Below are 22,630 nucleotides of genomic sequence, written 5' to 3'. Positions count from 1 at the left end.
TCCATCGTTGGGATAGTTTTGCTTGTCTACCCGCCTATTATGGCCGACAAATTGACCAACAATTGTTAGTTTTCGGTCATGCTTATGGCTAACCAACTGAATTCACGCTGTTGAGTGAATTTTCACGCAGTAGCCTCCACACTCCTGAGCCTCGAAGTCGACAAAATGCTGAATCGCATCCAGTGCATCTTCCTCGTGGTGCGTCACATACAACAGTTGGCTAATTCCCGCTGAGGCAATACGATTGAGCGCGTGAAACACCAGCTTGCGATTCAGGTAATCCAGCCCTTGATACGGTTCGTCGAGGATAAGCAGTGCGGGCTGTTTTATCAGCGCGCGGCCAATCAGCAGCAGACGCTGCTGGCCGTAATCAAGATTGCGGAAGCCGACTTTCTCCAGTTCACTCATCTCCAACAGTTGCAGCCACTCACGAGCCAACAGAATCTCTTTTTTGCTCGGCTGCTGATAGAGGCCAATCGAGTCGTAAAAGCCCGATACCAACACTTCCAGCGCACTGCAATTGACGCGGTATTGCAGATGCAGCGCCGACGACACCACGCCAATGTGCTTTTTGACATCCCAGATGGTTTCGCCGCTACCGCGCTTCATGCCAAGCACAGTAATATCATTGCTATAACACTGCGGATGGTCACCGAGAATCAACCCGAGCAGCGTGCTCTTACCACACCCGTTGGGCCCGCGAACCTGCCAATGCTCACCCTGCCGAATCTGCCAGTTTACGCCATGAAAAATGGGCGCATCGACGTACTCAACCGTGACATTGTTCATTTCCACCAGCGGATCCGGATAACTGTGCGCGCTCTGATGAGCCTCCAACAGTGCCAGCATAGCGTCACTGCGGCTGTGCGACAGCGCTTTCATTTGCGCCATCAGCGGATGATTGAGCCAGGCATCGCGAGTCAGTGTCTGCGACAAGCTTTGCTCGTCAAACAGAGCGACATGAGTAACAAACGGCGGCAATTCATCTTCGCGCGAAGTCACAATCAGCAGTTGCATTTGCTGCGCCAGTTCCTCAAGTAGTTGAGAGAGATGCGCGCGGTGGGCAATATCTAACCCGGAATAAGGTTCATCGAGGATCAGCAGTTGTGGCTTGAGCGCCATCGCCCGCGCCAGCATCACGCGGCGGGTTTCGCCAGTGGAAAGCTGACGAAAACCGCGCTGACGCAATGCCAGCAGATCGGTTGGCATCAACAAGGCCTCCAGTGCCTCTTCACCACAGCCGGTTTCCAGAATCAGCTCCTGCACCGTCGAACCATAATCAATCTGGTCCATAAAATCGGTGTCGTCTTTTTCCAGTTCCAAATCCAGCAACCGCTGCTGCTCATGCAGCGAGACACACGCCACCACACCCGGCATGTCACTCACCTCACCTTGTTGCGGCGTCAGCTCCCCACTCAGAATACGCCCCAACAACGAGGCGGCGTGGCTGTGGGTAGAAAACATGCCCCAGTGTTCACCCTTGGCTAACGCCCAGTGATCGATAGACAGTGAAACCGATTCGGTGTGATGCTTAAGCTGCTGAATTTTCATATTTACCTTTCCTTGGAGACTGATTTTTCAGTGTGCAGAAACACAGCACAAATTTCTAGCGGATTTTCAGGCATAAAAAAAGCCGGAGTATTCACTCCGGCTTTTTCGTTTCAGGTTGGGCGCGAATTACATCATGCCGCCCATGCCACCCATACCGCCCATATCAGGCATTGATGGGCCATCTTTCTTCGGCAGATCAGTCACCATCGCTTCGGTAGTGATCATCAGGCCAGCCACAGACGCTGCGAATTGCAGTGCGCTACGAGTCACTTTGGTTGGATCCAGAATACCCATTGCGATCATGTCGCCGTACACGCCAGTTGCCGCGTTGTAACCGTAGTTACCTTCGCCAGCTTTCACGTTGTTAGCAACCACTGAATCTTCGTCACCTGCGTTTTTCGCGATTTGACGAATTGGTGCTTCCATCGCACGCAGAGCAACACGAATACCCACGTTTTGCTCTTCGTTGTCGCCAGTCAGTTCAGTCAGTTTTGATGCTGCGCGAATCAGTGCAACACCGCCGCCTGCAACCACGCCTTCTTCCACTGCTGCGCGAGTTGCGTGCAGAGCGTCTTCAACGCGGTCTTTCTTCTCTTTCATTTCAACTTCAGTCGCTGCGCCCACTTTAATTACTGCAACGCCGCCAGCCAGTTTCGCTACACGCTCTTGCAGTTTCTCTTTGTCGTAGTCTGAAGTTGCATCTTCGATTTGTTGACGAATCTGAGCAACACGGCCCTGGATCGCTACTTCATCACCTGCACCGTCGATAATCGTGGTGTTTTCTTTGGTGATGGTCACGCGTTTCGCTTGACCCAGATCTTCCAGCACTGCTTTTTCCAGTTCCAGACCGATCTCTTCAGAAATCACCGTACCGCCAGTCAGAATCGCGATATCTTGCAGCATCGCTTTACGACGATCGCCAAAGCCAGGCGCTTTCACTGCCGCAACTTTCACGATGCCACGCATGTTGTTCACAACCAACGTTGCCAGCGCTTCACCTTCCACGTCTTCTGCGACGATCAGCAGTGGACGAGAGGCCTTCGCGACGCCTTCCAGTACTGGCAGCAGTTCGCGAATGTTCGATACTTTTTTGTCAACCAGCAGGATGAACGGGCTTTCCAGATCCACGCTGCCTGCTTCTTGGTTGTTGATGAAGTAAGGAGACAGGTAACCGCGGTCAAACTGCATACCTTCTACCACGTCCAGCTCGTCTTGTAGAGCCTGACCTTCTTCAACAGTGATAACGCCGTCGCGACCCACTTTTTCCATCGCTTCTGCGATGATGTTGCCAACGCTTAAATCCGAGTTTGCAGAGATAGTACCTACCTGTGCAATCGCTTTGGTGTCTTCACATGGCACAGACAGCGCTTTCAGCTCTTCAACCGCTGCAATCACGGCTTTATCGATACCGCGCTTCAGGTCCATTGGGTTCATGCCGGCAGCAACAGCTTTCAGACCTTCGTTAACGATAGCCTGAGCCAGTACGGTTGCAGTTGTCGTACCGTCACCCGCTGCGTCGTTGGCTTGAGAAGCCACTTCTTTCACCATTTGTGCGCCCATGTTCTGGAATTTGTCTTCCAGTTCAATTTCGCGCGCAACAGATACACCATCTTTGGTGATGGTTGGTGCACCAAAAGATTTATCCAGTACTACGTTACGGCCTTTAGGGCCCAGGGTAACTTTTACTGCATCAGCCAGAACGTTTACACCTTCCAGCATTTTTACTCGAGCGTCATTACCAAATTTTACGTCTTTAGCAGCCATTTTGTATTTCCTCTCTAGAATTCGGTTTTAGTTAGTTTGCTGGGGAGCAATTACTCAACGATTGCCAGGATGTCGTTTTCAGACAGAATCAGTACTTCTTTACCGTCGATTTTCTCTGATTTCGTGCCGTAGCTTTCAGCAAAAATCACAGAATCGCCAACTTTCACGTCCAGAGGCAGAACTGTACCGTTTTCTAGAATGCGGCCTTTGCCGACTGCAAGTACTTTACCGCGTGTTGATTTTTCTGCCGCAGAACCAGTGAGAACAATTCCACCAGCAGATTTTGATTCAACTTCTTGGCGTTCAACGATAACTCGGTCATGTAATGGACGAATATTCATCGGTCGTCTCTCCTGATTAAATTTTCCGTTTGGTTAATAAAACGCTGATTGACCAGCTTGTGAATGTTATGTGGGGTATCAAACGCCATATCCCAAGGGGTAAGCGCGAAAAAAGTGTGATGAAATTAACGAATCCGTGGCGAAGTCTTCCAATTGATGAGGTTTCTGCCGCTTTACGCCAGCGCGTATAGTAAATAATTTGCTTTATTAACCTGAATATCCATAATAGTCAGAGAATAAAGAGGGATATGATGAAGACGATCGACCGGATTTTACACACCATCAAACGTGAAGGTGCCGTGACCGCCAAACAGCTCGCCGATGACCTGGGTATGACGACCATGGGTGCGCGTCAGCACCTGCAGGCTTTGGAAGACGACGGCGTGCTGGCATTTCACGATGTGAAAGTCAAAGTTGGCCGTCCGACTCGTCATTGGTCTCTGACACGTAAAGGTCATGATCAGTTTGCCGACCGCCATGGCGAACTCACCATTCAGGTGATTGAAGCGGTGGAGCATATCTTTGGCAAAGAGGGCTTGGCCAAAGTAGCGGCCGAACGCGAAGCGCAAACTCTGGCGCAATACCAGAACGTGCTGGCGGAGTGCACCGATCTGCACAGTAAACTGGCAACGCTGGTTGAACTGCGTGAACAGGAAGGCTACATGGCTGAGCTGGAGCAAACCGAGCACGGTTATCTGCTGATCGAAAACCACTGCCCGATTTGTAAAGCCGCTAAGCGCTGCCCGAATCTGTGCCAGTCGGAACTCAATATCTTCCAGCGTCTGTTGGGTGAAGAGTACCGTATTGAGCGCAGCGAACACATCATCGAAGGCCAGCGCCGCTGCACCTACCTTATCGCTGCCGCTTGACCTTGTCTCATTTGTGAGAACAACGATATTCGTTCCACCTTTAGGACATTTCCTCACTTATGCTTGAAGTGTTGATAATTTAATCAACGTACGACCTTGCAGAGGAGTGAACTATGTCCCCCCCTCAATCAAACGTAGCGAACCAGACCCTGCCATCCTTTGATGAACTGGTAGAGCTGGCGCAGCAGGATCCTGAAGCATTCAGCCGTTTTAAACGCGATATGTGCCAGGAGATGATCCTTTCCGCATCCGATGGCATGCAGAATCGATTGTGGGCGCAGCAAAGTCATATCGACCTGATTCTGAGCCAATGCAAGAATCCAGACCACGCGAACGTCACCCTGATGCGAGAACTCAGTCTGCAAATGGCCAAATTTCGCGACGCACTTGATGGTGAGATCATCGAGGAGAAACCGAGCGCGGATGTGATTCCCTTCCGCCCGAAATCGGATTCGTGGCGCTAAATAAAAAGGAGGCGAATGCCTCCTTTTTTCATCATTTGAATCGCCTTATTCCGGCGCTTTACCAAAACGGTTATCGCCGTCGCTTCCGGCCAGAAAACCACATTCAATCAGTATCCAACTACCACACAACAGAGCCGCGAGTGAGATACCGGTATCGAGTAAATTGGGCGTGGTCGTCATACTGGCCTCTCCCATTGGCACTGTCATTCGGCCTATTACCAACGGTACATTGAGCAGCAGCCACCAGCTCGACTTATCCCGGTCATGCCAGCGCTTGGCAGTCACCGCCAAATCCGGTACCAGAATCAGCAGCATAAACAGCGGCAATACATACGGCGCGAGTCCCGGCAACCAGCGGTTGAGCAGTACAATCACGCTGACAATGGCCAGGTAATAGCAGACATTCCAGATCCAGTAAGTCTGGCGTCCGATGCGTCCCTGAAATGAGAATAACAGTGTTTGATAAGACATACGTGTTTCCTGTTAAAACGGAATCAACTCGCTGTCAATTCGTGACCTTCTGAAAACATGCCCGGTCCATGTCACGAATATTCACCGTCAGACTGCGGACATGACTGGCTTGTGCAACCAAGACGTCCATCAACTGGCGTGACAGCTCGCGTTTTTGCTCGGAGGTGCGCCCGTCCAGCATCTCAAAACTGATATGAATAAAATCCACGCTGTCCGCTTCATCCCCCACCAACCAGTGGTGGCAACGCAACGCACGGGATTTGATGGATGGAATATCGAACAAACCGTACTCCATCACCACCTGATGCAAATCTTCCAACAGCCCCTGCACATTGACGCGCTCATCCACAGAGTTGGAATACTCAAGCACCAAATTAGGCATATCTACTTCCTTGTTTGTTATTTTCCCCATACTGAACTGACAGTAATAACAAGACGCAGCACAAAATCCGAGCGAATGGCCTCTATTCTGTATAGCAGATCACTTCCCGGCCTTGCGCCTCATCAAACAAGATCCCAGAAAGTCATGACCGGAGTCATGATCTGCGTAGTTTTATCTGTTATATTCTTTCGCAATCACGTTTTTTTTATTCATTTAAATTGGAGATATTCCTATGCGTCGTCCTGTAGTGATGGGGAACTGGAAACTGAATGGCAGCAAAGCAATGGTTACTGAGTTGCTGACTGGTCTGAATGCGGAACTTGAAGGTGTAACGGGTGTTGACGTGGCAGTAGCTCCACCAGCACTGTACCTGGATCTGGCTGAGCGTCTGATTGCAGAAGGCGGCAACAAAATGATCCTGGGTGCACAGAACACTGACCTGCACAACAGCGGTGCGTACACTGGCGACATGTCTCCAGCCATGCTGAAAGATTTCGGTGCGTCTCACATCATCATCGGTCACTCTGAGCGTCGTGATTACCACAACGAATCAGACGAGTTTGTTGCGCAGAAATTCGCATTCCTGAAAGAAAACGGTCTGACTCCAGTTTTCTGTATCGGTGAAACTGAAGCACAAAACGAAGCGGGCGAAACGGAAGCAGTATGTGCACGTCAAATCAACGCAGTGATCGACGCATACGGCGTTGAAGCTCTGAACGGCGCAATCATCGCTTACGAACCAATCTGGGCAATCGGTACTGGTAAAGCAGCAACTGCTGAAGATGCACAACGCATCCACGCCTCTATTCGCGCTCTGATCGCAGCAAAAGACGAAGCCGTTGCAGCACAAGTCATCATCCAATACGGCGGTTCTGTTAAACCAGAAAACGCAGAAGCTTACTTCTCACAACCAGACATCGACGGTGCCCTGGTTGGCGGCGCATCTCTGGATGCGAAAAGCTTTGCAGCGATCGCGAAAGCAGCAGCAAAAGCAAAAGCGTAATCGCTTATTGAAGAAAAAAGGTCGGCATCGCCGGCCTTTTTTTGTTGAAGCTCCGTGAACTTGGCTCGGCTAGTGCCCGCAGGCAAGATCGAGTATCCTAGCGACTTCTTCCCTGTAACTGGCTGCCTGCTTACCTGAGTGACGCACGTTGCCGCGTGATGTAAGAAGGGTATATGCACGACAAACACGGCCTGCTCTCCGCCCCTATTCCCAATGTACTGCGCCAGATGACGATCCCGATGATTTTCGGCATGGTCGCGATCTTGATGTTTAACTTGGTCGACACCTTTTTCACCTCGCTATTGGGCACCGATGCACTGGCCGCCATCAGTTACACCTTTCCGGTGACCTTCGGCGTCAACTGCATCACCATGGGCATAGGCGTGGGGCTGTCGACCAGTATCGGTCGTCTGCTGGGTCAGGGCGATACCTCTAATGCCGCGCGCTTTTCTACTCACGGGTTACTGCTTGCGGTCACCTTGGTCGCCATCGCCTGTACGGCGGGCTTTTTCACCATCGAACCGCTATTTTTGCTGCTCGGCGCCAAAGCCGAACTGATTCCGCTGATTGAGCAGTACATGCAGGTCTGGTATCTCACTATTCCGCTGCTGGTCATTCCGATGGCGGGCAACAGCGCGATTCGTGCCACTGGCGATACCAAAACTCCGGCTAAGATGATGATGCTGGCAGGCGCGATTAACGGCTGTCTCGATCCGCTGCTGATTTTTGGTTATGGCCCGTTTCCGGAACTCGGCATTCAGGGCGCTGCCATTGCCAGCGCCTTTTCCTGGCTGGGCGCCTTGATTGGCTCACTCTACGTATTAGTCAAACGCGATCGTCTACTGGCACCGCCACATTTTGCCTCTCTGCGCCACGACTGGCAGCAGATCCTCAAGATTGGCACGCCAGCAGCGCTGTCTACGGCGATGAGTCCGATTTCCGGAGCACTACTGATGATGATGCTTTCCAGCCACGGTACCGCCGCAGTGGCCGCATACGGTGCGGCGCAGCGCATTGAATCGATTCTGATCCTGGTGCTGATGTCGCTTACTTCCGCCCTGACGCCGTTTATGGCGCAGAACTTCGGCGCACAAAATCCGACCCGCAGCTTTTCCGGCCTGTTTTTAAGCCTGCGCTTCTCGCTGATTTTTCAGTTGTTGGTTTTCATCATGATGGTACCGCTGAGTATTCCGCTGGCCGCGCTGTTTTCGCAGGAGCAAGCGGTGCGCGATCTGCTGTGGCATTACCTGCTGGTGGTGCCGTTCAGTTATGGTTTTCAGGGTGTGGTGATGATGCTGGTGTCGGCGCTCAACGCGCTTCATTTACCGCTCAAAGCTTTCCAGTGGAGCTTCATGCGCCTGTTTCTGTTCACTCTGCCATCTGCATGGCTCGGGTCGACTCTGTACGGCATTGAAGGGCTGTTCGTCGGGATTGCGCTCGGCAACGTTCTTGGCGGGTTGTCGGGCTATCTGTATGCGTTATTACTGCGCCGCCGCTATCTGCGCGAAGGCATGGCACTGCCCGGTCAACACTAACTCAGACCAAAGTGATAGCAACAAAAAAGCCAGCTCAATGCTGGCTTTTTTCAATCTGATTCAGAGAAGTTCGTCTTCCACTTCATCTTCTTCGCTGTCGAGGTCAGCCGTATTGAGCGGCTCCTGCGACAGGATGATACCGGTATTGTCGGCGTAGAGGTAATCTTCCGGCAGGAACGTCACGCCACCAAAGTTAACCGGTATATCCACTTCACCGATACCTTGTGATGGAGCGCCAACCGGTATCGATGCCAACGCCTGAATGCCGATGCTCATGTCTTCCAGCTCATCAACTTCACGCACGCAGCCGTACACGACAATCCCTTCCCATTCGTTCTCTTCGGCTATGGCCGCCAGTTCAGCATCAAGCAGAGCACGGCGTAGTGAACCACCACCGTCGATCAGCAGTACACGCCCAAGGCCATCTTGTTCGAGCGTCTCACGAATGAGGCCGTTATCTTCAAAACACTTGATGGTCGTGACCTGGCCGGCAAATGACGCGCAGCCACCGAAATTGCTAAACATGGGTTCTACCACATCCACTTGGTCGAGATAGATATCACATAACGCAGAGGTGTTATATTCCATAGCCTTAGTCTCTTTACGAACAGTCTTTCAACGAGTATATCGGGTCAGTAAGTCAATGCAATGACAGAGTGCAAATTAACTCGTCAGAGTTTGAGCTATAACCACTCCAACAAACAAAAGGTTAGTGACGAGTGAACACTTGACGATCACTGGCAACATCGGAGCAATCTGCGCTGGTTTCTCAGAGACCCACACTGCTCGGCCATGCTTGGTCACCATAATGAGGCTCAGCAGAAACGGTAAGCTGATCCACAGCGGCTTGCCTTGCATCAGCAGGTAACTGGCAAACGCCAGCACAGCGCCTGTCAGCAGCAGAAAGTGGTAGGTTTTCGCACGCTGCTGCCCCAAACGCACAGGTACGGTACGCTTGCCGCACTCGGCGTCGTTTTCGATATCGCGCATGTTGTTGACGTTGAGCACCGCCACCGCCATCAAACCGCAACCCAGCGACGGCAGAAACAGGCTCCACTCGATGTGGCCAGTGTGCAGGAAGTAAGTGCCAGACACGCCCAGCAGACCAAAGAACAGGAACACCGACAAATCACCAAGGCCCACGTAACCGTAGGGTTTGTTGCCTACGGTGTACGCAATCGCCGCCATCATCGCCAGCACGCCTAAGCCAATGAAGGCCAGAATGCTTTCCAGACTATCCAGCGCGTAGAACACTAACGCCAGCCCGGCGATAATCGTCAGAGCGATATTGATGACTATCGCCCGCTTCATGTCGGCCAGCGACACTTCGCCCGACTGAATGGCGCGCATGGGGCCGAGACGTTTTTCGTTATCGGTGCCTTTTACTGCATCGCCGTAATCATTAGCCAGATTGGACAGAATTTGTAATAAGGTGGCGGTCAGCAGGGCCAGCAACGCAATCGGCAGTGAAAAGTGCCCGGACGAAAACGCCAGTGCGCTGCCGGTAAAAATGGAAACCAGTGCCAAAGGCAACGTCTTAGGACGTGCGGCATCAAACCAGATACGTAATGAGTTATTCATGAGAACGAACAATTGATCAACATTGGCTTCAGTATACGCCCAAGTGCGTAATATGAAAAAGCCCACCAGATCAAGGTGGGCTCAGAAATTACAGAATAAAGCGGCTGAGATCTTCGTCTTCGACCAGTTCCCCGAGTTTGGAGCGCACATAAGCCGAATCAATCGTCAGACTTGCACCGGCTTTCTCGGTGGCGTCAAACGAGATTTCATCCATCAGACGCTCCATTACCGTATGCAGGCGGCGGGCACCGATATTTTCGGTGGTTTCATTCACCTGCCATGCGGCTTCAGCAATCTGTTTGATGCCATCTTCCGTGAAAGAGATGTCAACGTCTTCCGTCTTCATCAGTGCCATGTACTGTTCGGTCAGCGAAGCTTTTGGTTCAGTCAGAATACGTTTGAAGTCATCGCTTGATAGCGCTTCCAGTTCAACGCGGATTGGCAGACGGCCTTGCAGTTCTGGGATCAGGTCCGAAGGTCGCGCCACCTGGAATGCACCCGACGCAATAAACAGAATATGGTCGGTACGAACCATGCCGTGCTTGGTGGATACTGTGCTGCCTTCAATCAGGGGCAGTAAGTCGCGTTGTACGCCTTCACGAGAGACATCAGGGCCAGACACTTCACCGCGCTTACAGATCTTGTCAATCTCATCGATAAACACGATGCCGTTGTTTTCAACGTTGTAAATCGCCTGCTCTTTCAGCTCTTCCTGATTAACCAGCTTCGCCGCTTCTTCTTCCGTCAGCGCTTTGAACGCATCTTTGATTTTCAGTTTACGTTTTTTCTTGGTGTCACCACCCAGATTCTGGAACAAGCCCTGCAGCTGGTTGGTCATTTCTTCCATACCAGGAGGCGCCATGATTTCCACGCCCATCTGCGGCACTGCCACGTTCACTTCGATCTCTTTGTCATCCAACTTGCCTTCACGCAGTTTCTTACGAAATACCTGACGCGTGTTGGAGGATTCATCGTTCTGTTCCGCTTGGCCCCAGGCATCACGTGCCGGTGGCAGCAAAGCATCAAGAATGCGTTCTTCCGCTTGCTCTTCAGCGCGGAACTTCACTTTTTCCATTGCTTGTTGGTGGGTCATCTTCACAGCGACGTCGGTCAAATCGCGAATGATGGTTTCCACCTCTTTGCCCACATAGCCCACTTCGGTGAACTTGGTGGCTTCAACTTTGATGAACGGCGCATTGGCCAGTTTCGCCAGACGGCGGGCAATTTCGGTTTTACCCACACCCGTTGGGCCGATCATCAGAATGTTCTTTGGCGTAACTTCCACACGCAGGCTCTCTTCAAGCTGCATACGGCGCCAGCGGTTACGCAGAGCAATTGCAACCGCGCGTTTTGCTTTGTCCTGACCGATGATGTGACGATTCAGTTCATGGACAATTTCACGAGGAGTCATTTCAGACATAATGGTTTCCTTCAAATTCGGTGGCAAATCACACGCGATTATTATTCTGCCGCTGCAGGCAATAAGCCTTCAGGAATTTCCAGTTCTTCGATGGTGTGATGATGGTTAGTGAACACGCAGATATCACCGGCAATCGTCAGCGCTTTTTCTGCGATTTCACGTGCGTCTAAATCGGTATTTTCCAACAGGGCAATCGCTGCCGCTTGAGCAAAGTTACCGCCGGAACCAATCGCAATCAGATCGTGTTCTGGCTGCAACACATCACCATTACCCGTGATGATCAGCGATGCCGTTTCATCGGCTACCGCCAAAATGGCTTCAAGGCGACGCAGTGCGCGGTCGCTGCGCCAATCTTTGGCCAGCTCTACCGCGGCTTTTGTCAGGTGCCCCTGATGCATTTGCAGTTTGCTTTCAAAGCGTTCGAACAGCGTGAATGCGTCCGCCGTACCACCCGCGAATCCGGCCAATACTTTGTTGTTGTACAGACGACGAACTTTACGCGCATTGCCTTTCATTACGGTATTGCCAAGCGAGACTTGTCCGTCACCTGCGATGACAACTTTGTTATTACGACGTACAGATACGATGGTAGTCACGATGAACCCCTTTGTGGTTTTCACTATCAAGATAGTGGATATATGAGGCTGGAAAATCAAAATTCAAGGATTGAATCGTCAGCACAAAGTAAAAACGCCCGGCACAAAGTCCGGGCGTTTCTGTTGTTCACGAGATTACTGCTGCTCTTTCCAAATCGCACAAGGTTCAATTTTAGCGCGTTGCAGTTTGTGCTTATCACGCTCCGCATCGCGTTTGAATTTGTACGGACCGAGGACCACGCGATACCAGCTGCTGTCTTCTTTCTTGCGGATTTTGCTACTCAACCCCTGGAAGGCGATATCCAGTTTACGCGCTTCAGCCTGCTGCATATTTTTGTACGCGCCGCACTGCATCACGTAAGGAATATCGGAGACCTGCAGCTCTTTGGCTTTGACCTCAATCTCACGACTCGGCAGTGATTCAACATAATCCCACTTCTCCGTCGGAGGCGGTGGCAATTCATTGGTTGCTTTAGGTTTGCTGACGGACTTCGGCTTGGTATCCACCACGACCGGGGTGGGTTTCGGCGGCTCAGGATCCTGATTGAGCAGATACAGCCCATAGCCAAAACCGGCAACCAATAGCGTCGCCAACAGGCCACTACGCCAAGGTTTTCTACGTCGAGGAGCTGCTTTTTTTGGGGTCGGCTTTTTCGGACTACGACCGCGCCTTACATAATCTTTATTAGCCACAGACAAATTCAAAAGTTGACAATTTTGCCCACATGTTAAAGCAGTTTCGCGGCAGATAACAGAGCGGAAATGGAAGCGGCGCATCAAAATACGCCGCTTATTTCAAGGAAATGTCAGGTTTTAAGCTGCTTACATCGAACGAGGCGGCGCTGCGCTCTCACGCACCACCAGCTGAGTTTCCAGCAAACGTGAGCCGGCACGCACGTCATGACCACGCAGCAATTCCAGCATCATCAGCATCGCCTGACGGCCAATCTCGTAGCGAGGCTGAGAGATGGTCGTCAGCGGTGGATCGCAGTACTGGGCGAATTGAATGTCATCAAAGCCCACCACAGAGAGATCCTGCGGTACGCGCAGTCCCAGACGTTTCGCTTCCTGAATCGCGCCAATCGCCATGGTATCGTTGTGACAGAAGATAGCCGTTGGTGGCTCAGGCAGGGCCAATAATTGACGCACCGCTTTGGCTCCGGACTCAAAAGTAAAGTCACCACTTATACTGTAGGTCGGATTGCGAGTGATACCCGCACGACGCAGCGCCTGCTGATAACCTTGCTGACGAAACTGACACAGCACCGCGGCTTCCGGTCCGGCGATTTGTGCCACACGTTTGTGCCCCATCTGCGTCAGATAGTTCACCGCTTCAAAGGCAGATGTCAGGTTATCGATATGCACCGTCGGCAATTCAAGTTCTGGCGCAAACTCACACGCCATCACCATCGGTGGCAGGTTTTTCTGCTCGGGTTTGCTCACATCAAACGGCAAGTCAGTCCCCAGCAGTAACATGCCGTCCGCTTGTTTGGTAAACACCAGGTTCACAAATGAGCTTTCACGTTTTTTCTGCTGTCCGCTGTCGCCCAGCAGCACCAGATAACCGTGTTCCATTGCAGCATCTTCGATACCACGAATGATCTCTGTGTAATAAGGGTCACAGATATCCGGCACTATCGCGACAATGGTTTTTGACTCATTGCGGCGCAGATTTCGGGCCAAAGAATTCGGTGAATAGCCAGCTTCTAAAACTGCCTCCTCGACCCGCTTACGGGTTGAGGCTGAAACTTTTTCGGGATTCATCAGAGCGCGCGAGACCGTCGCCGTCGAAACGCCTGCAAGCTGGGCAACATCCTTCATTGTCGCCATGTGTAATTACCCTCTTTCTCGGTTCTCATCGTGCAATTGCACTTTTTTATGATTATAGGATTGCGAGTTGTCCAATTACATTCAGAAGTTCGGCACTCCTTTTACCCAACGTCTGATACCGCTTTGGACGAACTTAAGCTCGATTTTATGCAGCGAAAACGTTTCACTGACAAAATGTTGCGAATAGTCTATTCGTTTCCGCATAGAAAGTTACGGTCTGATTAACAAATTTTGCATCACAAGCGTGATTTTAATCACGATAAGAAGGATTTTACTTTTCTGACAAAAGCAACAATAAGCAAAATCAGCTCAGATCCTGCGGTTCGATGTCCAATGACCAGCGAACTTTCCCCGCCAGTGGTAGCAACTGAATCGCAGGTTTGGCACTGGCGAGCAGCTTTTGCATCACTGAACGGCTCGGCGCCTGCAGCAATAATTGCCAGCGGAATTTGCCCGCACGTTTTGCCAAAGGTGCAGGAGTTGGGCCGAGCACCATGCAGCCCTGTTCACTCAGCGGATGCGCTTCTAAGGTGTGTCTCACCTGGCGCAGGAAGTCTTCCACCATTGGCGACTGGTTGCCTTCGGCGCGGAACAAGGTCAGATAAGTGTACGGCGGCAATTGCGCCAGTTTGCGCTCAGCCAACGCCTGCTCGGCAAAATGGTTGTAGTCGTTATTCAGCAAAGCTTGCAGCAAACTGTGCTCAGGATGATGCGTCTGCAATACCACTTCGCCGGGTTTACTCGCTCGGCCCGCACGGCCGGCGACCTGAATAAACAGCTGCGCCAGACGCTCAGAGGCACGAAAATCGCTGCTGTACAGCGAACCATCGACATCCAGTAGCGCCACCAGCGTCACATCGGGGAAGTGGTGACCTTTGGCCAACATCTGCGTGCCGATCAGAATCTGATATTCGCCGCGGCGAATCGCGCTGAGTGCCGATTCGAGACTGCCTTTGCGGCGCGTGCTGTCGCGATCGATACGAATCGCTTTGTATTCCGGAAACAGCTCACCGAGCTGCGCTTCCAGTTGCTCGGTGCCGACACCGACGGTCACCAGATGCGTCGAGCCGCAGCCCTGACATTGGTGAATCACCGGACGCTGCGAACCACAATGGTGGCAGCGGATTTCATTGCTGTACTGATGATAGGTATAGTAGGCATCGCAGCGCTGACAGTCGGCAATCCAGCCACATTCGTGGCACATCAGCGCGGGCGAAAAACCGCGACGGTTGAGGAACAACAGCACCTGATTGCCTTGCGACAAGTGGCGGCGCATTTCGGCGATCAGCGGTGCCGACAGACCACTTTCAAGATATAAGCCTTTGACGTCTAACACCCGGTTAGTGGTCGGCAGTGCCGCTCCGGCGCGCTGCGTCAGTTGCAGATGATGATATTTCCCGGTCAGCGCATTGTGCAGCGTTTCCAGAGCCGGCGTGGCCGAACCCAGCACAATCGGCACCTGCTCAAGATTAGCGCGCATGACGGCGACATCCCGCGCGTGATAACGCAGGCTGTCTTGTTGTTTATAAGAGGCGTCGTGCTCTTCATCGACAATAATGATGCCGAGATCGGCAAACGGTGTCAGCAGCGCCGAGCGCGTGCCAATCACAATGCCCGCAATTTTATCGCGCGCCGCCAGCCAGGCATTGAGGCGTTCCGTTTCATTCAGCCCCGAGTGAATCACTTCGACTGGCACATCGAAACGCTTGCGAAAACGATTGATGGTCTGTGGCGTGAGGCCGATTTCCGGCACCAGCACCAACGCTTGCCGCCCAGCCTCCAGCACTGGCTTGATGAGATTGAGGTAAACCTCCGTTTTACCCGACCCCGTGACGCCTTGCAGCAGATAACAACCAAAACCACGCTGACTGTTCACCGATGCAATCGCAATCGCCTGCTCCTGATTGAGCCTAGGTTTATCCACCTGAGCTTCAATCGCCTTCGGCCACGGGCGAAACTGCGGCTGCTTTTCAGTGACTTCAATCCAACCTTTGTCTTGCAAGGTATTCAATGTGGCACTGGACACTTCTTCATCCAGCATGATCTGATGCGCCACCGGACCTGATTGCACCAAATGCATCACACGAGCCTGTTTAATCGCCCGGCCAAACCCCTGCATCAGTTGATCACGGCCACGTTCGGTAATCTGCCACTCTTTACTGCTGGCAAAATCGGCTGGTTTGCCTTTGCGCAGCGCACCCGGCATCGCATTGGCCAGCGTGTCGCCGAGTGGATACTGATAAAACTGGCTACACCAGTGCAGCAGGCGGTACAGGGTCTCCGGCCACACGGGCTGCGAATCCAGCACCGCTTTGATCGCTTTTAACTGCTCACGCGGAAATTCCGATTCCTGCACCAGTGCCGTGACGATGCCGACCAGCGTCTGGCGGCCAAACGGCACCGACACCCGTCCGCCGATGATCGGAAACAGATGGCTGGGAATCAGGTAATCAAATTGCTTATCCAGTGGCACCGGCAAGGCAACACGGGCAATAGTTGGGCGCATAACAGTCCGTCAGCAGTCAAAAATGGTGAGAAATCACAGTCTACTGGATGCGGATGGGAAATTCGACCCACAATAGTGGCGAAAATAACGCCGAAAGCGGTTGATCCGAAGCGGTGGATTCATTAATATATCGCGCCTTGAAGATGCTTGGTCAACAAGGCTGAGTATCGAACAGTATCATTAACATTACGTGTGGTGTCCGACGTTGATTCGGATAGCGACACGGCCTAAATTGAGGTTATCCCATGAAAGCTGGTATCCACCCAGAATACAAAGCAGTAAACGCGACTTGCTCTTGCGGCAACTCTTTCGTTTTCAACTCTACTCTAGGTAAAGACTCTCTGCACCTGGACGTATGTGACAAGTGCCACCCATTCTACACTGGTAAACAACGTGTTGTTGACACTGGCGGCCGTGTTGATCGCTTCAACAAGCGTTTCGGCGCACTATCAAGCAAGAAGTAATTACTGCTTCACGCGAAGATTCAGAAAAGGACGCTCCGGCGTCCTTTTTTCATGCCTGCAATTTCTCCTCACGGCGATCACAAAACAGCTGGTCTTATCAGATTAAATCAGTCAAGTTTTGTACGATTGACTCGCAATCCTGCCTAGGCAGCTTGACAGACATCAATTAGAATAATTCTCCTTTTCCAAAACAATAAGAGAACCTCCCCCTATGTCCGATGACAATCGCCAACAACTGACTCCGGAAGAAACTTTCCGCCAACGCGCACTGGATTACCATGCCCTACCTATTCCAGGAAAAATCGCTGTTTCTCTAACGAAACCAGCAGATTCTGCTGCTGACCTTGCTCTGGCTTACAGCCCGGGCGTGGCGGAACCGGTGCGTGAAATCGCACAAAATGTCGACAACGTATACAAGTACACTGCAAAGGGAAATACCGTTGCAGTTATCTCCAACGGAACGGCGATTCTCGGTCTGGGTAACCTGGGCCCGATGGCATCCAAACCGGTCATGGAAGGTAAAGCCCTGCTGTTCAAACGTTTTGCGGGCCTGGATTCTATCGACATTGAAGTGAAACACCGCACCATCGACGAGTTCGTCGATACCGTCGCGAACATTGCCGACACCTTTGGTGGTATCAACCTGGAAGACATCAAAGCCCCGGACTGTTTTGAAATCGAACGCCGCCTGATTGAACGCTGTGACGTACCCGTGTTCCACGATGACCAGCACGGTACCGCGATCGTCACCGCTGCCGGCATGCTGAACGCGATTGAGCTGCAAGGTAAAAAGCTGGAAGAGTGCATCATCGTCTGTCTGGGTGCCGGCGCCGCTGCCGTCGCTTGTATGGAACTGCTGATCAAATGTGGCGCAATGCGCGAAAAGATCTACATGCTGGATCGCAAAGGTGTGATTCACACCCGTCGTGACGACCTGAACGAATACAAACAACTGTTCGCGAACAACACCGACAAACGTACGCTGGAAGATGTGATCGCCGGCGCTGACCTGTTCCTGGGCGTTTCCGGTCCGAACCTGTTGCCAGCCGACGCACTGAAACTGATGGCCGACAAACCGGTGGTGTTTGCGTGTTCCAACCCAGATCCAGAAATCAAACCAGAACTGGCTTACCAAGTGCGCAGCGATCTGATTATGGGTACCGGCCGCAGTGACTACCCGAACCAGGTGAACAACGTGCTGTGTTTCCCATTCATCTTCCGTGGTGCGCTGGATGTCCGCGCCAGCGAAATCAACGATGAGATGAAACTGGCTGCGGTCGACGCGATTCGTCAGCTAGCCAAAGAAGAAGTGCCAGCAGAAGTACTGAAAGCCGCGGGCGTCGACAAATTGTCTTACGGCAACGACTATATCATTCCAAAACCAATGGATCCTCGCCTGCTACCACGCGTAGCAAAAGCGGTGGCTCAGGCTGCCGTGGATTCGGGCGTTGCTCGCATCGAAATGCCACAAGGCTACATGGAAGCCTAAGCACTCTTTGCTTCAAGTGAAGACAAAAAAACCCTGGCCAATGCCAGGGTTTTTTAATGCGTGTCGGTCCGTGGGATCAGTCGTCGTACGCTTCGAACTCAATGCCCATTGCGGTCATCAGTTCTTTCACTTCCGCCGGAATGTCATCCGGGCGGTCTTTACGCAGATCTTCATCCGTTGGCAGCGGCTGGCCTGTGTAGGCATGCAGAAACGCTTCACACAACAGTTCACTGTTCGTTGCATGACGCAGGTTATTGATTTGGCGGCGAGTACGTTCATCCGTCAGCACTTTCAGCACCTTAAGCGGAATCGATACGGTGATTTTTTTCACCTGCTCGCTCTTTTTCCCATGCTCCGCGTATGGGCTAATATATTCGCCATTCCAGTCTGCCATTGCGCACCTTCGTTGTTGGATTCGAGTTGAATATTTTCAAAGTCCCCAATTTTAGCGGGATTTACTGCCATAAGCAAAGACATATAGACGTCCAGAAGTATTGACGTCTTCTTTTTTGGTCAGTAAAGTGTGATGTTATTCAGCGGGGTGAACAGAAATATTAAGGTTCACTGCCGACTTGGAAGCCAAAACACCGTCAATCAGGAAAGGAAACGCTCATGACCAATCGCAAGCCAGCGACCGTTGCGGTCCGCACGGGTATTGAATCTGACACTCAATACCACGCTGTTGTTCCACCCATTTATCTCTCGACCAACTATGGCTTTCCTGCGTTTGGTGAAGTGCCAAAATACGATTACACCCGCTCTGGTAACCCGAACCGTGGTTTGCTGGAACAAGCACTGTCTGAACTCGAATGCGGTGCCGATGCGGTGGTCACCAACTGCGGCACTTCGGCGCTCAACCTTTGGGTCAGCGCGTTTCTTTCTCCACAAGATTTAATCATTGCGCCGCACGACTGTTATGGCGGCACTTACCGTTTGTTTAACACCCGCGCGAAGAAAGGCGACTTCAAAGTGCTGTTTGTCGATCAATCCGATGAACAGGCTTTGGCGGCGGCGATGGCCCAAAACCCGAAACTGGTGCTATTGGAAACCCCGTCCAACCCATTGGTGCGTGTGGTCGACATCGAAAAAATCTGCCAGCAAGCCAAAGCCGTCGGTGCCTTGGTGGCGGTCGACAATACCTTTTTGACACCGGTGTACCAAAAGCCTCTGACGCTCGGCGCTGACTTTGTGGTGCACTCCACCACCAAATACCTGAACGGTCACTCAGACGTGATTGGCGGCGTGATCATCAGTAAAGATGCCCAGCATGCCGAAGAGCTGAAATGGTGGGGTAACTGCATCGGCGCAACGGGTACGCCGTTTGACAGCTACATGACGCTGCGTGGCTTGCGCACGCTCGGCGCACGTATGCGCGTGCATGAAGAAAGCTCACAGCAAATCCTTAACTATCTGCAAAGCCAGTCATTGGTAAAAGTGATTTATCACCCTAGCCTGCCAAACCATCCAGGTCACGAGATTGCGAAAAAACAGCAGGTCGGTTTTGGTTCAATGCTGAGTTTTGAGTTTGGCGGTTCGTTTGAGCAACTGAAATACTTCGTCGGCGAACTGGAACTGTTCTCGCTGGCAGAATCACTCGGCGGTGTAGAGAGTCTGGTATGTCACCCCGCCTCAATGACTCACCGCGCGATGGGCGAAGAAGCTCTGGCGGAAGCGGGCGTCTCACAGCAACTGCTGCGTTTGTCAGTCGGTCTGGAAGATGCTTCCGACCTGATTGCCGATCTGGATCAGGCGTTTAATAAAGCCAAGGAGGCCTTTTAATGACAATTTCGCGTCAGCTGCATAAATTTGGTGGTAGCAGTCTCGCAGACCCGGAATGTTATCAACGCGTCGCCCATATTCTGCAGGAATATTCACAGGCCGACGATCTCGTGGTGGTCTCCGCGGCGGGTAAAACAACCAACCGCCTGATTGCCTTTCTCGATGCTCTGAATAAAGACGGCCGTATTGCGCACGAAGCGCTGCAATCCCTGCGTCTATATCAAAGCGAACTGATTGAAGGTTTGCTGGACGGCGACACTGCCGATCAGCTGCTCACCCAACTCAACAACGAATTTGTCGCCCTGGGCGAGCTTGCCGCTCCGCTGAACAAAGCGCAACAAGCGGCGGTGCTCGGTCACGGCGAAGTGTGGTCATCACGCCTGTTGGCAGCGCTGCTCAACCAGCTCAAACTGCCAGCGGTCGCTCAGGACGCTCGCGCTTTCCTGCGCGCCGAGAGCGGCACGCAACCGGAAGTCGATCGCGCGCGCTCTTATCCGCTGATCAAGGAAGTACTGGCACAACATGCCCATCATCGCGTCATCATCACCGGTTTTATGGCGCAGAACGAAGCAGGCGAAACCGTGTTGCTCGGCCGTAACGGTTCTGACTATTCCGCGACCGTAATTGGCGCGCTGGCCGAAGTGGATCGCGTCACCATCTGGAGTGATGTCGCAGGCGTGTACAGCGCCGACCCGCGTCTGGTCACCGATGCCTGCCTGCTGCCACTGCTGCGTTTGGATGAAGCCAACGAACTGGCTCGCCTGGCCGCACCGGTACTGCACAGCCGTACTTTACAGCCTGTGGCACAAAGCGCGATGGATCTCAGCCTGCGTTGCAGTTATCAACCAGAATCCGGATCCACCCGCATCGAGCGCGTGCTGGCTTCGGGCCGCGGCGCAAAAATCATCACGTCGTTGGAAGAAGTTCTGCTGATTGAACTGGCGTTTGTGCATGGTCACAACTTCCAGCGCGCTCAGCAAGACGTGCTGGAAAAACTCCAACGGGCGCAGTTGGAACCGCTGGCATATGAAGTTCAGGCCGACCAACAATACCTGCGTCTGGCCTATACCGCAGAAATTGCCTCCGGTTCGCTGGCCTTCCTGCAAGATTTAGGTATTGAGGCGGAAATCAAACTCAAAGAAGGTTATTCCATGGTGGGCGCGGTCGGTGCAGGTGTCACCAAAAACGCGCAGCACAGCTATGGGTTCTTCCAACAGCTCAAAACCGCGCCGGTTGAATTTGTGTGCGAAGCGGAATCCGGTCTGAGTCTGGTCGCCGTGCTGCGCCATACGGCTGTCGAACCACTGGTCACCGGCCTGCACACGCAACTGTTCCAGGCACAAAAACGGGTCGCGCTGGCTCTGTGCGGGAAAGGCAACATCGGCTCCAGCTGGCTGAAGCTGTTTGCTGAGCAGAAAGAAGAGCTGGAAAAGCGTCATGGCATGAACTTCGAACTGGTAGCGGTGATTGACAGCCAGACTTACTGCTTCAAACCACAAGGTATCGACGCAGCAAAAGTGTTTGCTCACTATAACGACGAAGCCGTACCGAACGATGGACAAACTTGGTTGACGCAACTGGGGAATATTCAGGGCTTTGACGAAGTGGTGGTGCTGGATGTCACCGCGAGTCAGGAACTGGCGAGCCGTTATCTCGATATCGCCGAACACGGCATGCATCTGATTTCGGCCAACAAAGTGGCGGGATCGGCCGCGGGTGATTACTACCAGCAAGTGAAAGACGCATTTGCCAAAATCAGTCGCCATTGGTTGTACAACGCGACCGTTGGTGCCGGCTTACCCATCAATCACACCGTGCGCGATCTGCGTGAAAGCGGCGATGAAATTACCGCGTTGTCGGGTATATTCTCTGGCACGCTGTCGTGGCTGTTCCAGCAATACGATGGTCAGGTGCCGTTCAGTGAACTGGTCGATCTCGCCTGGCAACAAGGCCTGACCGAACCGGACCCACGCTGCGATCTCGATGGCTCTGACGTAATGCGTAAGCTGGTGATTCTGGCGCGTGAATCGGGGCTGGAAATCGAACCCCAAAACGTACGCGTTGAATCCCTGGTGCCGGAAGAGCTGCGCGATCTGTCACTGGATGATTTCCTCGATAAAAGCCAGTTGCTCAATGAGCGCCTGGCCGAACGTCTGGCGAAAGCACAGCGTCAGGATAAAGTGCTGCGTTATGTGGCGCGCCTCGAAAAAAATGGCAAAGCCACCGTTGGCGTGGAAGCACTCGATAAAGAACACGCGCTGGCGAATCTGCTGCCGTGTGACAACATCTTTGCCATCGAGAGCAAATGGTACCGCGACAATCCGCTGGTGATTCGCGGCCCGGGAGCCGGACGTGAAGTCACGGCAGGCGCGATTCAGTCGGATCTCAACCTGCTCGCAGGCCTGTTGTAAGCATGATAAAGCTCGCCAAATTGGCGAGCTTTTTGTTGTTTATTCTACTATTAATTTCTATATCAGCACATTCGTCGAACTTGAAGGTTACAGGCAGAAAATGCGACTAACGTGCTGAGAACGTTGTTGAATTAACCTCACGATCAACATGAAAAATATTCATATTGGCAAGGT

Annotated in this window: 21 protein-coding genes; 8 read left to right on the top strand and 13 right to left on the bottom strand. The window is 52.4% G+C overall.

What is annotated here, in order from left to right; all coding sequences use genetic code 11:
* Nucleotides 1-102: 102 nt before the first annotated feature.
* From modF to LGV68_RS15550, 3 genes are all read right to left on the bottom strand, one after another.
* Nucleotides 103-1,551 (bottom strand): molybdate ABC transporter ATP-binding protein ModF, encoded by a 1,449-nt coding sequence (gene modF / locus LGV68_RS15560; protein WP_252535651.1) that lies wholly within the window; start codon nt 1,549-1,551, stop codon nt 103-105.
* Between the two features lie 126 nt (nt 1,552-1,677).
* Nucleotides 1,678-3,315 (bottom strand): chaperonin GroEL, encoded by a 1,638-nt coding sequence (gene groL, locus LGV68_RS15555; protein WP_020329411.1) that lies wholly within the window; start codon nt 3,313-3,315, stop codon nt 1,678-1,680.
* A 50-nt stretch (nt 3,316-3,365) separates the two neighbouring features.
* Nucleotides 3,366-3,656: a co-chaperone GroES gene (locus LGV68_RS15550; protein ID WP_020329410.1), complete on the bottom strand. Its 291-nt coding sequence runs from the start codon at nt 3,654-3,656 to the stop codon at nt 3,366-3,368.
* A 251-nt stretch (nt 3,657-3,907) separates the two neighbouring features.
* Between LGV68_RS15550 and LGV68_RS15545 the strand changes: the two genes are divergently transcribed.
* Nucleotides 3,908-4,525 carry a metalloregulator ArsR/SmtB family transcription factor gene (locus tag LGV68_RS15545; RefSeq protein ID WP_020429328.1) on the top strand — a complete coding sequence of 206 codons (618 nt, stop codon included), beginning with the start codon at nt 3,908-3,910 and terminating at the stop codon, nt 4,523-4,525.
* Between the two features lie 113 nt (nt 4,526-4,638).
* Entirely contained in the window at nt 4,639-4,989 is a 351-nt protein-coding gene (locus LGV68_RS15540) for a DUF3135 domain-containing protein (RefSeq protein WP_020329407.1), read from the top strand.
* Between the two features lie 45 nt (nt 4,990-5,034).
* Here LGV68_RS15540 and LGV68_RS15535 read toward each other — a convergent pair whose 3' ends face one another.
* Both LGV68_RS15535 and LGV68_RS15530 read right to left on the bottom strand, forming a co-directional pair.
* The gene (locus tag LGV68_RS15535) at nt 5,035-5,460 is read right to left on the bottom strand and encodes a DUF805 domain-containing protein (protein WP_020329406.1); all 426 of its coding nucleotides are present in this window, start codon (nt 5,458-5,460) and stop codon (nt 5,035-5,037) included.
* A gap of 34 nt (nt 5,461-5,494) precedes the next feature.
* Nucleotides 5,495-5,842: a 5-carboxymethyl-2-hydroxymuconate isomerase gene (locus tag LGV68_RS15530; protein ID WP_222724983.1), complete on the bottom strand. Its 348-nt coding sequence runs from the start codon at nt 5,840-5,842 to the stop codon at nt 5,495-5,497.
* Between the two features lie 232 nt (nt 5,843-6,074).
* On the opposite strand from LGV68_RS15530, the gene tpiA reads away from it, so the two are divergent.
* Nucleotides 6,075-6,845: a triose-phosphate isomerase gene (gene tpiA / locus LGV68_RS15525; RefSeq protein WP_020429329.1), complete on the top strand. Its 771-nt coding sequence runs from the start codon at nt 6,075-6,077 to the stop codon at nt 6,843-6,845.
* A gap of 173 nt (nt 6,846-7,018) precedes the next feature.
* Nucleotides 7,019-8,380: an MATE family efflux transporter gene (locus tag LGV68_RS15520; protein ID WP_252535650.1), complete on the top strand. Its 1,362-nt coding sequence runs from the start codon at nt 7,019-7,021 to the stop codon at nt 8,378-8,380.
* 60 nt (nt 8,381-8,440) lie between these two features.
* Here LGV68_RS15520 and rraA read toward each other — a convergent pair whose 3' ends face one another.
* From rraA to priA, 7 genes are all read right to left on the bottom strand, one after another.
* Complete coding sequence (rraA, locus tag LGV68_RS15515) at nt 8,441-8,968, bottom strand: ribonuclease E activity regulator RraA (protein ID WP_020329402.1); 528 nt, start codon at nt 8,966-8,968, stop codon at nt 8,441-8,443.
* Between the two features lie 75 nt (nt 8,969-9,043).
* Nucleotides 9,044-9,961 (bottom strand): 1,4-dihydroxy-2-naphthoate polyprenyltransferase, encoded by a 918-nt coding sequence (locus LGV68_RS15510; RefSeq protein ID WP_020329401.1) that lies wholly within the window; start codon nt 9,959-9,961, stop codon nt 9,044-9,046.
* An 88-nt stretch (nt 9,962-10,049) separates the two neighbouring features.
* Nucleotides 10,050-11,381 (bottom strand): HslU--HslV peptidase ATPase subunit, encoded by a 1,332-nt coding sequence (gene hslU / locus LGV68_RS15505; RefSeq protein WP_020329400.1) that lies wholly within the window; start codon nt 11,379-11,381, stop codon nt 10,050-10,052.
* Between the two features lie 41 nt (nt 11,382-11,422).
* Entirely contained in the window at nt 11,423-11,977 is a 555-nt protein-coding gene (gene hslV, locus LGV68_RS15500; RefSeq protein ID WP_020329399.1) for an ATP-dependent protease subunit HslV, read from the bottom strand.
* Between the two features lie 135 nt (nt 11,978-12,112).
* Nucleotides 12,113-12,670 carry a cell division protein FtsN gene (ftsN, locus tag LGV68_RS15495; protein ID WP_024373673.1) on the bottom strand — a complete coding sequence of 186 codons (558 nt, stop codon included), beginning with the start codon at nt 12,668-12,670 and terminating at the stop codon, nt 12,113-12,115.
* A 129-nt stretch (nt 12,671-12,799) separates the two neighbouring features.
* The gene (cytR, locus tag LGV68_RS15490; RefSeq protein ID WP_055451895.1) at nt 12,800-13,807 is read right to left on the bottom strand and encodes a DNA-binding transcriptional regulator CytR; all 1,008 of its coding nucleotides are present in this window, start codon (nt 13,805-13,807) and stop codon (nt 12,800-12,802) included.
* A gap of 304 nt (nt 13,808-14,111) precedes the next feature.
* Nucleotides 14,112-16,313 carry a primosomal protein N' gene (priA, locus tag LGV68_RS15485; protein WP_252535649.1) on the bottom strand — a complete coding sequence of 734 codons (2,202 nt, stop codon included), beginning with the start codon at nt 16,311-16,313 and terminating at the stop codon, nt 14,112-14,114.
* Nucleotides 16,314-16,558: 245 nt separating this feature from the next.
* On the opposite strand from priA, the gene rpmE reads away from it, so the two are divergent.
* Complete coding sequence (gene rpmE, locus LGV68_RS15480) at nt 16,559-16,777, top strand: 50S ribosomal protein L31 (protein WP_020329395.1); 219 nt, start codon at nt 16,559-16,561, stop codon at nt 16,775-16,777.
* A 211-nt stretch (nt 16,778-16,988) separates the two neighbouring features.
* Nucleotides 16,989-18,266, top strand: a complete 1,278-nt coding sequence (locus tag LGV68_RS15475; protein WP_024373675.1) for a malic enzyme-like NAD(P)-binding protein — start codon at nt 16,989-16,991, stop codon at nt 18,264-18,266.
* A gap of 76 nt (nt 18,267-18,342) precedes the next feature.
* Here the strand turns inward: LGV68_RS15475 and metJ are convergent, their stop codons facing one another.
* Entirely contained in the window at nt 18,343-18,660 is a 318-nt protein-coding gene (gene metJ / locus LGV68_RS15470; protein ID WP_020329393.1) for a met regulon transcriptional regulator MetJ, read from the bottom strand.
* Nucleotides 18,661-18,878: 218 nt separating this feature from the next.
* Between metJ and LGV68_RS15465 the strand changes: the two genes are divergently transcribed.
* Nucleotides 18,879-20,045, top strand: coding sequence for an O-succinylhomoserine (thiol)-lyase (locus LGV68_RS15465; protein ID WP_020329392.1), 1,167 nt, complete (start codon nt 18,879-18,881; stop codon nt 20,043-20,045).
* On the top strand, nt 20,045-22,456 hold the full coding sequence (locus LGV68_RS15460; RefSeq protein ID WP_238782009.1) for a bifunctional aspartate kinase/homoserine dehydrogenase II: 2,412 nt from the start codon (nt 20,045-20,047) through the stop codon (nt 22,454-22,456). The genes LGV68_RS15465 and LGV68_RS15460 overlap by 1 nt, the downstream gene beginning before the upstream one ends.
* The last annotated feature ends 174 nt before the right edge of the window (nt 22,457-22,630 follow it).

Origin of the sequence: Vibrio sp. LQ2, from assembly GCF_023920125.1 — a bacterium.
Taxonomy (GTDB): domain Bacteria; phylum Pseudomonadota; class Gammaproteobacteria; order Enterobacterales; family Vibrionaceae; genus Vibrio; species Vibrio fluvialis.
This window is presented reverse-complemented; position numbering and strand designations above follow the sequence as displayed.

Bases quoted from the DNA above. Each gene is read 5' to 3' on its own strand.
- LGV68_RS15460 (WP_238782009.1), top strand. From the start codon at position 20,045: ATGACAATTTCGCGTCAGCTGCATAAATTTGGTGGTAGCAGTCTCGCA.
- metJ (WP_020329393.1), bottom strand. From the start codon at position 18,660: ATGGCAGACTGGAATGGCGAATATATTAGCCCATACGCGGAGCATGGG.
- tpiA (WP_020429329.1), top strand. From the start codon at position 6,075: ATGCGTCGTCCTGTAGTGATGGGGAACTGGAAACTGAATGGCAGCAAA.
- priA (WP_252535649.1), bottom strand. From the start codon at position 16,313: ATGCGCCCAACTATTGCCCGTGTTGCCTTGCCGGTGCCACTGGATAAG.
- LGV68_RS15540 (WP_020329407.1), top strand. From the start codon at position 4,639: ATGTCCCCCCCTCAATCAAACGTAGCGAACCAGACCCTGCCATCCTTT.
- LGV68_RS15530 (WP_222724983.1), bottom strand. From the start codon at position 5,842: ATGCCTAATTTGGTGCTTGAGTATTCCAACTCTGTGGATGAGCGCGTC.
- LGV68_RS15475 (WP_024373675.1), top strand. From the start codon at position 16,989: ATGTCCGATGACAATCGCCAACAACTGACTCCGGAAGAAACTTTCCGC.
- hslU (WP_020329400.1), bottom strand. From the start codon at position 11,381: ATGTCTGAAATGACTCCTCGTGAAATTGTCCATGAACTGAATCGTCAC.
- LGV68_RS15510 (WP_020329401.1), bottom strand. From the start codon at position 9,961: ATGAATAACTCATTACGTATCTGGTTTGATGCCGCACGTCCTAAGACG.
- LGV68_RS15535 (WP_020329406.1), bottom strand. From the start codon at position 5,460: ATGTCTTATCAAACACTGTTATTCTCATTTCAGGGACGCATCGGACGC.
- groL (WP_020329411.1), bottom strand. From the start codon at position 3,315: ATGGCTGCTAAAGACGTAAAATTTGGTAATGACGCTCGAGTAAAAATG.
- LGV68_RS15545 (WP_020429328.1), top strand. From the start codon at position 3,908: ATGAAGACGATCGACCGGATTTTACACACCATCAAACGTGAAGGTGCC.
- LGV68_RS15520 (WP_252535650.1), top strand. From the start codon at position 7,019: ATGCACGACAAACACGGCCTGCTCTCCGCCCCTATTCCCAATGTACTG.
- rpmE (WP_020329395.1), top strand. From the start codon at position 16,559: ATGAAAGCTGGTATCCACCCAGAATACAAAGCAGTAAACGCGACTTGC.
- LGV68_RS15550 (WP_020329410.1), bottom strand. From the start codon at position 3,656: ATGAATATTCGTCCATTACATGACCGAGTTATCGTTGAACGCCAAGAA.
- cytR (WP_055451895.1), bottom strand. From the start codon at position 13,807: ATGGCGACAATGAAGGATGTTGCCCAGCTTGCAGGCGTTTCGACGGCG.
- LGV68_RS15465 (WP_020329392.1), top strand. From the start codon at position 18,879: ATGACCAATCGCAAGCCAGCGACCGTTGCGGTCCGCACGGGTATTGAA.
- rraA (WP_020329402.1), bottom strand. From the start codon at position 8,968: ATGGAATATAACACCTCTGCGTTATGTGATATCTATCTCGACCAAGTG.
- modF (WP_252535651.1), bottom strand. From the start codon at position 1,551: ATGAAAATTCAGCAGCTTAAGCATCACACCGAATCGGTTTCACTGTCT.